The sequence below is a fragment of the Aeromonas sp. QDB30 genome (genome assembly GCF_027707645.1).
GTDB lineage: Bacteria > Pseudomonadota > Gammaproteobacteria > Enterobacterales > Aeromonadaceae > Aeromonas > Aeromonas caviae.
The window spans coordinates 48,117-59,520 of sequence record NZ_JAPCIY010000020.1 but is presented as its reverse complement, the minus strand read 5'-3'; the positions used below and the strand labels follow the sequence as shown (position 1 = coordinate 59,520).

Annotated in this window: 8 protein-coding genes; 3 read left to right on the top strand and 5 right to left on the bottom strand. The window is 63.9% G+C overall.

What is annotated here, in order from left to right:
• Positions 1–39 precede the first annotated feature (39 nt).
• The 3 genes from PG896_RS08680 to PG896_RS08670 all read left to right on the top strand — a co-directional run bounded on the left by PG896_RS08680 (position 40) and on the right by PG896_RS08670 (position 2,413).
• Positions 40–1,137 carry an AMP-binding protein gene (locus PG896_RS08680; RefSeq protein ID WP_257710145.1) on the top strand — a complete coding sequence of 366 codons (1,098 nt, stop codon included), beginning with the start codon at positions 40–42 and terminating at the stop codon, positions 1,135–1,137.
• 190 nt (positions 1,138–1,327) lie between these two features.
• A complete protein-coding gene (locus tag PG896_RS08675; protein ID WP_181023102.1) occupies positions 1,328–2,026 on the top strand; it encodes a helix-turn-helix transcriptional regulator in 699 nt (232 codons plus the stop codon).
• A gap of 66 nt (positions 2,027–2,092) precedes the next feature.
• Positions 2,093–2,413, top strand: coding sequence for a hypothetical protein (locus PG896_RS08670; protein ID WP_143237504.1), 321 nt, complete (start codon positions 2,093–2,095; stop codon positions 2,411–2,413).
• Positions 2,414–2,505: 92 nt separating this feature from the next.
• Here PG896_RS08670 and hisIE read toward each other — a convergent pair whose 3' ends face one another.
• From hisIE to PG896_RS08645, 5 genes are all read right to left on the bottom strand, one after another.
• Positions 2,506–3,141, bottom strand: a complete 636-nt coding sequence (gene hisIE, locus PG896_RS08665; protein ID WP_029314506.1) for a bifunctional phosphoribosyl-AMP cyclohydrolase/phosphoribosyl-ATP diphosphatase HisIE — start codon at positions 3,139–3,141, stop codon at positions 2,506–2,508.
• Complete coding sequence (gene hisF / locus PG896_RS08660) at positions 3,134–3,907, bottom strand: imidazole glycerol phosphate synthase subunit HisF (RefSeq protein WP_042881382.1); 774 nt, start codon at positions 3,905–3,907, stop codon at positions 3,134–3,136. Before hisF ends, hisIE begins: the two co-directional genes overlap by 8 nt.
• A 178-nt stretch (positions 3,908–4,085) precedes the next feature.
• The gene (locus PG896_RS08655; RefSeq protein WP_270835607.1) at positions 4,086–8,057 is read right to left on the bottom strand and encodes a PAS domain S-box protein; all 3,972 of its coding nucleotides are present in this window, start codon (positions 8,055–8,057) and stop codon (positions 4,086–4,088) included.
• On the bottom strand, positions 8,054–10,207 hold the full coding sequence (locus PG896_RS08650; RefSeq protein WP_270835606.1) for a PAS domain-containing protein: 2,154 nt from the start codon (positions 10,205–10,207) through the stop codon (positions 8,054–8,056). The genes PG896_RS08655 and PG896_RS08650 overlap by 4 nt, the downstream gene beginning before the upstream one ends.
• Positions 10,200–11,309, bottom strand: a complete 1,110-nt coding sequence (locus PG896_RS08645) for a response regulator (protein ID WP_010674688.1) — start codon at positions 11,307–11,309, stop codon at positions 10,200–10,202. The genes PG896_RS08650 and PG896_RS08645 overlap by 8 nt, the downstream gene beginning before the upstream one ends.
• Positions 11,310–11,404 lie beyond the last annotated feature (95 nt).

Here is an 11,404-nt window from a genome sequence, read left to right as displayed (position 1 = left end):
CGCGAGCAGCTATCACCCAGTAATGGGAATCCCCCTCCTGTGACGCGAAGCGCTAAGGTGGGGGAGGATGTCAATTCCCTCAACTACACCTCCGGCACCACGGGGAACCCCAAGGGGGTGGTCTATCACCATCGCGGCGCCCACCTCAATGCGGTCAACAATGCCCTCTCCTGGGAGCTGCCCAAGCACCCGGTCTACCTCTGGACCCTGCCGATGTTCCACTGCAACGGCTGGTGCTTCCCCTGGACCCTGGCGGCCACCGCCGGGGTGAGCGTCTGTCTGCGCCACGTGCAGGCGGCGGCCATCTACGGGGCGCTGCGCGAACACAAGGTGAGCCATTTCTGCGCCGCCCCCATCGTGCTCAATATGCTCAACAATGCCGATCCGGCCCTCAAGCAGGGACTCGACCACCCCGTCAAGGCGATGACGGCGGGGGCAGCGCCGCCCGCCACCGTGATCGCCGGCATGGAGGCCATGGGGATCGCCGTGACCCATGTCTATGGCCTCACCAAAACCTATGGCCCCTGCGTGGTGTGCGAGCCGCAAAGACGCTGGCAGGGGCAGGATGCCACCACCCTCTCCCGTCTCAAGGCGCGCCAGGGGGTGGCCTCCCCCCTGCAAGGGGAGATGCGGGTCATCAACCCCGTCAGCGGCGAGCCGGTTCCCATGGATGGCAAGACCCTGGGAGAGATAGTGCTGCGGGGCAACATCGTCATGAAGGGCTACCTCAAGAACCCGTCGGCGAGCGAGGAGGCGATGGCACAGGGATGGTTTCGAAGCGGGGATCTCGCGGTCTGGCACCCGGACGGCTATGTGGAGATCAAGGACAGATCCAAGGACATCATCATCTCCGGCGGGGAGAACATTTCCAGCCTGGAGGTGGAGGACGTGCTCTATCGCCACCCCGATGTGGAAGAAGCCGCGGTGATCGCCATGCCGGACGAGACCTGGGGGGAGGTGCCCTGCGCCTTCGTCAAGCTCAAGGAGGGGCGCGAGCTCACCCAGGCCGAGCTCATTGCGTTCTGCCGCGAGCAGATGGCCCACTTCAAGGCCCCCAAGCACATCATCTTCACCCCGCTGCCCAAGACCTCCACCGGCAAGGTGCAAAAATTCATGCTGCGCAAGCAGTTGGCGTGACGACAAAGGCGCCGCGCCATCAACGGGCCTGCGGGCCCGTTTTGTGTTGCGCGATGCAAAGAAGCAGGGCCTCGCCGGTAGCGGTCGCCAGCCAACAAGACGTGCCTTTCGAGCCCGTCCCGGCTTACCATGGCCGCCATGTCCCGCCAGCCTGGGGATGCCTGTGAGAAAATCGGACCGTCTGTTTCAACTGACCAACCTGCTGCGGGCGCATCAACCCCTGACCGCCCGGGAGCTGGCGACGCGCCTGTGCGTGTCGGAGCGCACCATCTACCGCTATATCGACGATCTCTCTTTGGCGGGCATTCCGGTTTACGGGGAAGCCGGGCTGGGCTATCGGCTGAGCGAGGGGTTCGAAATGGCACCGTTGCAACTGAGTGCGACCGAGCTGGAGGCCCTCATCACCGGGGTGAACCTGGTGGCGGTGCTGACGGGCAAGGGGATGGCCGATCCGGCCCGCGCCCTGCTCGCCAAGATTGAGGCGGCCCTGCCCGCCAAGGAGGCTCGGGCACCTCGCGTCCCCGTGGTGCGGGTGCCTGACTATTCCACGGCGCAGCCTGCATACGCTCGCTGGGACAGGTTGCACGACGCCATCACGGCCGGTCACTGGCTGCACATTGGCTACCGGGATGCCAGCGCCAGCAGGACGGAACGCCAGCTCTTTCCCCTCGGGCTCTTCTACTGGGGCGGATGCTGGACGCTCGGCGCCTGGTGTGCGCTGCGCCGGGCCTACCGGGATTTCAGGGTGGATCGCATCGACACCCTGGCGCCGTGCCGTCAGGGGGAAGGGGCGCCCCCTGGCGCGACCCTGGCCGATTACCTTGCCCTGCGCCAGTCGGATGCGTTTCCCCCTGGGCGCAGTGGCGCCGAAAAAGTCATTCAGGACTGACACAAGGCTGTCAGTAGCCCTTCGTTATGCTGGGTTCTCCAGACCATCCACAACGGAGAAAACGAGATGATCATCAAGGGTGACATGCAACAGGCAGGGGGCGTCGAATTTGCCACCTTCAGGCTCAGGGAAGGGGTGACGGAGGCGGATTTGCTCGCCCTGTCACGGCGGGTCGAGTCCGAGTTTCTTCTTCAGCAATCCGAGCTCATCATGCACTGCCTGCTGCGCGGCGCCGACGGCCTCTATGCCGATGTGGTGATGGCCCCCAGCCAGTCGCTGGTGGAAGCCTATTGCCAGCAGTGGCTGCACAACGACGTGGCAGGGGAGTACCTGACCCTGCTTGACCATCACTCGGTCAACATGAGCTTCTGGACCCGTATCGGCTGAGGGCGGCGCGGGGCCTGCCATCCCCCGGCGAGGGGGCAATCATGAAATGAAACGGGCCCACAGGGCCCGTTTTGTTGAACAGAATTCAATAATTACTTGGTGTGGCGCTCATGCAGGCGCTGCACCACATCCTTCAAACCCAAGCCTTCGTTTTGCAGCAAGACTGTCAGGTGGTAGAGCAGGTCAGCGGATTCGTTGATGAGCTCTTCCCTGTCTTTCGCCATGGCGGCCAGGGCCACTTCCACCCCCTCTTCACCCACCTTCTGGGCGATGCGCTTGGTGCCTTTGCCATAGAGGCTGGCGGTGTAGCTGGTGGCGGGATCTGCCCCTTTGCGTGATGCCAGGATCTGTTCGAGCTCGGCCAGGAAGCCGAGCGGCGGCACGGGGTGGCCGTCGAAGCAGGAGGGGTTGCCCAGATGGCAGGTGGGGCCGACCGGGTCGGCGGCAATGAGCAGGGAGTCCTGATCGCAGTCGGTGGTGATGGCGACGAGCTTGAGCACATGACCCGAGCTCTCGCCCTTGGTCCACAGGCGCTGCTTGCTGCGGCTGAAGAAGGTGACCTGGCCGGTGGTCTGGGTCTTTTCCAGCGCCTCGCGGGTCATGAAGCCCTGCATCAGCACTTCGCCGCTGAGGGAATGCTGGACGATGGCGGGGATCATGCCCTCACACTTGGCCCAGTCCAGGCGCTCGGCCAGCGGCAATGCATTGTCTACTGCTTGATTATTCACGGATGGCGACTCCTTCGTTTTTCAGCCAGCGTTTCAATTCGGGAATGGGAATGAGGCCCTTGTGGAACACGGAGGCGGCCAGCGCCCCGTCCACGTCGGCCAGGGTAAAGGCATCGCGAAAGTGCTCCATGGCCCCGGCGCCGCCGGAGGCGATGAGGGGCACCTTGCACACGGCGCGCACCAGCTTGAGCTGCTCAAGGTCGTACCCCTGACGCATGCCGTCCTGGTTCATCACGTTGAGCACTATCTCTCCCGCGCCCCGGCGCTGCACTTCCTGTACCCACTCCAGGGTGGTCCAGGTGGTGGTGCGGGTGCGGCTCTCGTCGCCGGTAAACTGTTTGACCTGATATTGACCGAGGGCGGCATCGAAGTAGGAGTCGATACCCACCACCACGCACTGCACGCCGAAGCGCTCGGCGAGCCGGGTGATCAGGGTGGGATCGGCCAGGGCGGGGGAGTTGATGGAGACCTTGTCGGCACCGAATTCCAGGATCTGGCGGGCATCCTCCACGCTTTTGATGCCGCCGGCGACGCAGAAGGGGATGTCGATGACTTCCGCCACCCGGCTTACCCAGCTCTTGTCCACTACCCGTTCGTCGCTCGAGGCGGTGATGTCATAGAAGACCAGCTCATCGGCGCCCTCGGCGGCGTAGCGGCGGGCGAGGTCGACAATGCCGCCCATCACCTCGTGGTTGCGAAACTGCACGCCCTTGACCACCACGCCATCTTTGACGTCGAGACAGGGGATAATACGCTTTGACAACATGCTCATTGCTCCATGTAAAGCACGGTTAAAGAAACGTCGTTCTGCCGCCGGCGTTGGCCCGGGCGGCGGACGGGAACAGGGTTGGCATGCCTTGAACGGGGGCTCATGAAGGGAGAAACGACAGGCCCGGCAGGCCGTCTCGTCGCCTCTGGGCACCCCACTATATGCATGACTTCATTCAGTGATTCAACCCTTTGTCGCCCTTCACCTGCCCTGGATGGCAGGCTGGCGCCTCTGGGAGGGGAGCCCGATCGTCCGGGTGGGTCTCGTCCGTTGCCATATGCTGGCGCAGGGTGAGCAGGGCGGCATCAAAATCAAACGCCTTCAGTTGCCTGGTCAGGGTGTCGCTGCGAGACCCCAGCATGAGGCGAAGGGGACCGGCATACTGCTCGTAGAGGGGGATCACGGCGGTGTCGCTTTGCACCAGCAGAGCTTCCATCTGGCCCAGCAGTTGCTGGCGCCACTGATCCCCCAGAGGCACCAGATCGGTGGTCGGGGCGGCGAGATCGTCCCCGAGCAGAGCGCAAAGGGCGGCGATCTCTTCATCGATGGATGACATGAGTCCGGTGGGCTCAGTGTTGCCGTCCGCGATGGCCTGCTCCAGGGCCAGGCAGTGGCGCGACAGCTCATGTGCCCCCAGGGTGCTCGCCACGCCGCGCAGGCTGTGGACCATGCGGGTTGCACCGTTGTGCTCCCCGGCCTGCAAGTGGCGGTGCAGTCGGGCCATGTCCTGGCCATGCTCATGGATGAAGTAGCGAAGCAGGGCCAGGTATTTCTCCTGATTGCCGTTGAGGGCCGCCAGCCCCTGGTCGAGATCCAGACCCGGGTGTGCCTGCAGGCGGGCAAGGGGGCCTGTCACGGGATGGCGAGTGCTGTCGTCCGGGGCAAGCTCGGGGACCTTGCCCTGGGGCAGCCAGCGCTGCAGGGCTTCAAACAGCTTGGCGGGGGTGACGGGCTTGGCAATGAAATCGTTCATGCCGGCCGATGCGCTCGCCTTTCTGTCCTCCTCGAAGGCGCTGGCGGTGAGCGCCAGGATGGGCAGCCTGTCCATGCCGGGCAGGGCCCGGATGGCGCGGGTGGCGCTGTAGCCATCCATCACCGGCATCTGTATGTCCATCAGGATGAGGTCGAAGGGATGCTGGCTGACGAGGGCCAGGGCCTCCTGGCCATTGACGGCCGTCTCGATGACGAGGCCGCTGTGGCACAGGAGCTCGAGCACCACTTCCCGGTTGATGGCGTTGTCTTCCACCAGCAGGATCCGGGCGTGGCGAGGGAAGCTGAAGGCCTGTTGGTTCCCCTGCTCGGACGGGGTCCGGGAAGGGGCGTCCTCCTTTGCCTTGAACAGCCTGGCGGTAAACCAGAAGCAGCTTCCCTCGCCTGGCTCGCTGGTGACCCCGACCTCACCCCCCATCAGGGCGGCGATCCGGCTGGTGATTGCAAGGCCAAGGCCAGTGCCGCCATATCTGCGAGTGGTGGAGACATCCGCCTGTTCGAACGCCTGGAACAGCTTCTCGCGCTGCGCAGGGGTGATGCCGATGCCGGTGTCTTCCACCTCGAAGCGCAGCAGGTAGCCGGTGGTGAGGGGGCGGGCCAGCCTGACGCGCAGGGTGACGGTTCCCTGCTCGGTGAACTTGATGGCGTTGGTCGCATAGTTGAGCAGGGCCTGGCGCAGGCGGGTGATGTCGCCGTGCACCCAGGCGGGGGTATCGCCGATGTCCGTCACTATGGTGAGCCCCTTGGCCCTGGCCTGGTCGCTCATCAGGGTGCGGACGTTGTCCAGCATGGCGGTGAGGGAGAAATCGGTCAGCTCCAGCGTCATCTTGCCCGCATCTATCTTGGAGAGATCCAGGATGTCGTTGAGGATGCTGAGCAGGTGCTGGGCGGCAGTGTCTATCTTGGTCAGCCGTTCGAGGTCGGTGGGATCCCGGGTGTCGCGCTTGAGCAGATAGGTGAGCCCCAGGATGGCATTCATGGGGGTGCGGATCTCGTGGCTCATGTTGGCAAGGAAGGCGCTCTTGGCGTGGTTGGCACTTTCGGCCCGCTGGTGGGCCTGGGCCAGCTGCCGGGTGCGCTCGTTGACCATCTCCTCCAGGTGGTAGCGATACTGGTCCAGCTCCTCGCCGAGCTGCTTCTTCTCGGTGATGTCGGCCTGGACCGTGACGTAGTGGGTGATTTCGCCGCTCTCCTGGCGGATCGGCGACACCGTGGCCAGCACCTGGTAGTGGGAGCCATCCTTGCGCTGGTTGATGAATTCGCCATGCCAGCGCTGGCCGTGGTTGATGGCATCCCACAGGGCGACATAGCTGGCATCCGGGGTGAGGCCCGAGCGCAGCAGGGACGGGGTCCGGCCTATCACTTCGTGCTGCTGGTAACCGCTGGCGGCGAGGAAGGCGGGGTTGACGTACTCGATGCGCGCCCGGGTGTCGGTGATGAAGACGCCGTCAGGGCTCTGTTCGAGGGCCAGGGACAACTGGCGCAACTGCTGCTCGGCCAGCTTGCTCTGGGTGATGTCCAGATGGATGCCAAGGAGGCGCACGGGTCGCTGCTGGGCGTCCCGATAGACGCTCCCTTTGCTCACCAGCCAGCGGATGCCGCCATCTGGCAGCAGGATCCTGAACTCCAGCTCGACGGGGGCGCCGCTGACCGCCCGCTCCGCCAGCAACTGCTCGATGCGGGGCCTGTCATCCGGATGCAGGCAGGCCTGCCAGGCTGCCAGCTCGCCGAGCACCTCGGCACTGCGGCCATAGAGGCGGGCGCATTCCGGCGAGAAGAAGAGACGGTTGCTGACCATGTCCCATTCCCAGATGCCGACATGGGCCCCTTCCTGGGCCATCAGCAGGCGCTGCTCGCTCTCGCGCAGGGCGCTGCTGACGGTTTCGGCGCGCACCCGTGCACTGATGGCGTCGTCCATCAGGTTCAGGGCTGCGAGGCGAGCACGACGCTGGGTATCGAGCGCCATCTGCTGATTGTGTTGCAGGCGCTGCTCCGCGAGCTTGCGCTCTGTGATGTCCTGCACGGTGCCGTAGAGCTCGAGTATGGTGCCATCCCTGTCCCTGAGCGCCGCCCCGCGGGCAATGACCCAGGCGGTCTCCCCCTGCTCCGTGATCACTTCGGCATCGCACTCGTAGGGCTGCCCGTCCATCCTGCAGCGCTCGACGGCCTGGGCCACCGTGTGCCACCCCTCCTGAGTGAAGTATTTTCTGACCTCGGGATAGACGGCGGGGGGGAGGGCCGGATCCCGGCCATAGATGCGATAGATCTCCGGTGACCAGAAGTGGCTGTCATCGGCCACGCGCCAGCGCCAGTTCCCTATCTTGGCGAGACGCTGGGACTCGCGCAGTATGGCTTCGTTGCGGCGCAGCGCCTCCTCGGTCTCCTTGTTCTGCCGGTTGTCCTCGATGATGGAGATGAAGTAGTCGGGATTGCCTTCGGCGTCGCGCACCAGGGCCACCGTCAGAGTGGTCCAGATGATCTCGCCCCCCTTGTGCAGGTAGCGCTTCTCCAGGGTGTAGTGGGGGATTGTCCCCGCCAGCACCCGGGCGACGTGGACCTCATCGAGGTAGAGATCGTCCGGGTGGGTCAACTGCTGGAATGTCATCCCGGTGAGCTCGTCGGCCCGGTAGCCCAGGATGTGGCACAGTCGCTGATTGACACGCAGCCAGTGTCCATCGGGGGAGACCAGGGCGATGCCGACCGCAGCCTGTTCGAAGGTGACCTGGAAGCGGTTCTCGCTCTGCTGCAACTGGTTCTGGGTGTTCATCAGCTCCTGCCAGCGCAGGACCTCTCTGGCCCGGGCGCGATGAAAGGCGGCACTGAGCACGCTGATGAGCAGACCGTTGGCGATGAGCAGGCACCATTGCACCAGATCCTGGCCAGCCTCGACACTCAGTGAATAAATGGGGGGGAGCATGAAATAGCTGGTGACCAGGGCGGTGATCAGGGTGCAGAGCAGACCTGGCAACAAGCCCCCCAACAGGGCGCAAATGATGATGGGCAACATGAAGAGAACCAGCAGCGGTCGCTCGCCAAAGGCGATGGGCAGCTGGACCCGGATTTGCAACATCAGAACGGGCAGCAGCACGGCCAGTAGGGAGATCCCCCAGCGCTGGGTGGAGGGGCGCACATGCCACAGGGGTGACCAGCTCATCATGGGAGATCCTCCGGTGGCATGGGGGCCTGGGGATAGGGGGGCGGCACTCCGAGCTGACGGGAGAGCCCGTTGATCTGGTGCTTGAGGGCCAGCATGGCGAGCTCCCTGTCCACCATCACCTTGTTGAACCGCTCCAGCTCATGGTTCTGCTGGCGCAGCTCGCTGGCCTGGCGGGTCAGGGCCTGTTCAACCTGCTCCCGTTCGGTGACGTCGAGCAGAATGCCGATGATGGCGGGCTGGCCGAGGTAGTCGACGCGCCGCCCGTACAGCTCGACCTCCAGGGATTCCCCGTGCTGATGCAGGGCACTGAAGCGGGTGTGGATATCGCGCGCGTCCTGCTCGCACGCGTGCACCAGCTCGGCGACCCTGGTGCTGTCCCTGGGAGCGGCAAGGGCGTGTAACTGGCCAACGGCGATCAGCGCCCCCGGGGTGTCATAGCCAAACAGTCGGGCAAAACAGGGGTTGATGTAGCAGAGCCGACCCTGCTGGATGATGTAGATCCCGGCAAGGGATTGCTCCACCAGTGCACGGAACAGTCCCTCGCGCTCTCGCAAGTCGGCCTCGGCCCGTTTGAAGTCCGTGATGTCCCGAGAGATGCCGAAGATCCCGATCACCTGCCCCTCGCTGTCTTGCAAGGGGCCTTTGGTTGCGAGAAACACATGCTCGCCATCGGGCAGGGTCAGGTACTCCTCCTCGGTCTGCACCCGGTTGCGCTCTATGACCTGGCGCCCGGATGCCATCAGCATCTGCGCCTGCTGCGGCGGGAAGAGCGTCAGATCATCCTGGCCCAGCACCTCGTCAACCGGCTTGCCGACAAACTGGCTGGCGGCCCGGTTGAAGAGGATGTATCTGCCCTCCTTGTTCTTGGCGAAGATGGCGTCTTCCGAGCTGTCGGCGATGGTGGAGAGCAGTTGCAACGCCTCCAGCCGCTGGGACTGGGAATGCTGAAGCTGCTCGGCCATCTGCAGCCGGGTGTGCTGGCGCAGCAGGATGATGCCGGCGTTGGTGACAAAGAGCACCAGCAGGCCGATGAGACCGATCCAGACGCTCTCCTTGAAGGTGGCCTGGTAGAGTTCCGCCTTGTCGATCTTGGCCAGCAGGTACCAGTCCGTGTTCATGACCGGATAGACAACCCCGAAGACCTCGCTGCCCCGGTAATCCTGGCCATAGAGTACCTGGGGCACGCCGCGTTCGGCGAGCCGCAAATACTGGGCAGCCAGCAGGGTGGGGTGGGTGACGGGATAGTGCAGAGTGAGAGCCGGTTCCGGGCGATAGCGCAGGCTGCTCAGATAGTGGACCTGATCCCCCTGCTGGCGAAACAGAATGGCTTCTCCGCTGCTGTCTGGGACGGGCCAGGCCCCCAGGATCTGATCGAGCCAGCGATTTGCGCTTATCTGCATCACCAGCACGGGGGCAGGTCCTGCAGCAACCTCCAGATTGACCAGAAAGTCCAGCCTGGCGTGACCGCGATCATCGAGATAGGGACCAAGACGCATGACGTTGCCCTGCTCGAGCCGTGGCAGGGCGTCACGCAACGTGGCATTCATGGTGTCGCCACCCGGGGTATGCCACAGGGGCTGTCCGGCAGGATTGAACACGGCCGCACCGTGAAATCCGCGTACCGAGATGAATTCGAGCAGCCTTGCCAGTGGTGGCGTGATCGCTTCGGGTGAGGATGGTGCTTGTCCGGGACGATAGAAATCAGTACTGCCCAGACCCTTTATGAGCTGGTGAATATCCTGCTCGTGGGTTCCGAGCCACTCGGTGACGCGCTGGCTCTTGAGATCCGCGATGGCTTCGAGACGAGCCACCTCCTTGTTGCGTGCCAGTTCGATGTTGCGGGCGATGGCCATGGCGGTCAGGGCCAAAATGAGCCCGTTGAGCAACAGGAAGGGGATCCATTGACGCCGCGTAAAGACAGGTGTGCTGCCGGTGGTGTCAATGCGACGACGCAGCATGGCATAAAGCATGAGGGCCGTGATGAGGATAAAGAGCCAGCCCTTGATGGTGCTTGCCATGGCGAACTGGGCAGGGGTGCTGAACAGCCACTCCACCGCCTTGTCGGAGAGCAGGATCCACAGGCTTGCCACGGCGGCATAGGTGAGCACGACGTTGAGCACATGTGCCCGGGTCAGAGGAGCCTCAGCCATCCACGGCCTCGCTGCCATCCTGGTAGCGTTCGGCAATGGTGACGAATGCGTCGAAATGGCGATCGAAGGCGGTCACGACATCGGGATCGAAATGGTGGCCGCTGCCGGAGAGGATGAGGGCGCGAGCCTCGTCGTAGCTCATGGCCGGCTTGTAGACCCTGGCGCAGATGAGGGCGTCAAACACGTCTGCCAGCGCCATCAGGCGAGCCGAGAGGGGGATGGCGTCCCCTTGCAAGCCGTCCGGGTAGCCGCTGCCATCCCACTTCTCGTGGTGCCAGTGGGCGATCTCCTTGGCCAGGGTGAGGAAGGCCAGGGGCTGCTCCATGTCCTGTTCGGCCTCCTCAATGGCATCGCTGCCGAGCTTGGCGTGGGTGCGCATGATCTGCCACTCCTCCGGAGTCAGCTTGCCCGGCTTGAGCAGGATGTGGTCGGGAATGCCCACCTTGCCGATATCATGAAGCGGTGCGGAGCGGCTCAGCAGGTCGATGTAACCCGGGGTCAGGGTATCGGCGAAACGGGGGTGATCAGCCAGGGCGCTGGCCAGCAGACGTACGTAGCCCTGGGTGCGCAGGATATGGTTGCCGGTTTCGGGGTCGCGGATCTCCGCCAGATGGGCGAGTGCGCGGATGGAGACCTGCTGGATCAGGTCGTTTTCCGCCATTCGCCGCGCGACCTCGGCTTCCAGCGCCGCATTCTGGTTTTGCAGGCCGTCACGGGCCTGCTTGGCCTCCAGCTGGGTGCGCACCCGGGCCTGAACGACCACCGGCTTGATGGGCTTGGTGATGTAATCGGCAGCGCCGAGGGAGAGGCCGAACTCCTCGCTCTGGGGGTCGGCGAGGGCGGTGAGCAGAACGACGGGAATACGGCTGCTGATCGGGGACTGACGCAATTGCCTGAGCACTTCATAACCATCCATGCCGGGCATCATCACATCCAGCAGGATGAGGTCAGGCTTTGGATCCGCGCTGACGATGCGCAGGCATTTTTCCCCGCTCTGCGCAGCCAGCACACGGTAATGAGGCGAAAGCAATTCGGTCAGTACCATCAGATTTTCGGGTGAGTCGTCGACGATCAGGATGGTGGCGTTGTGAGGTGTCAACATATGTCTTCCATGACGCTATCCCTGTGAGGTCGAGTATAGAGCCAATTGCTGCCAAATCATAAGGTTCGCCCCCATCGGGGAGAAAGAGGCCTGCC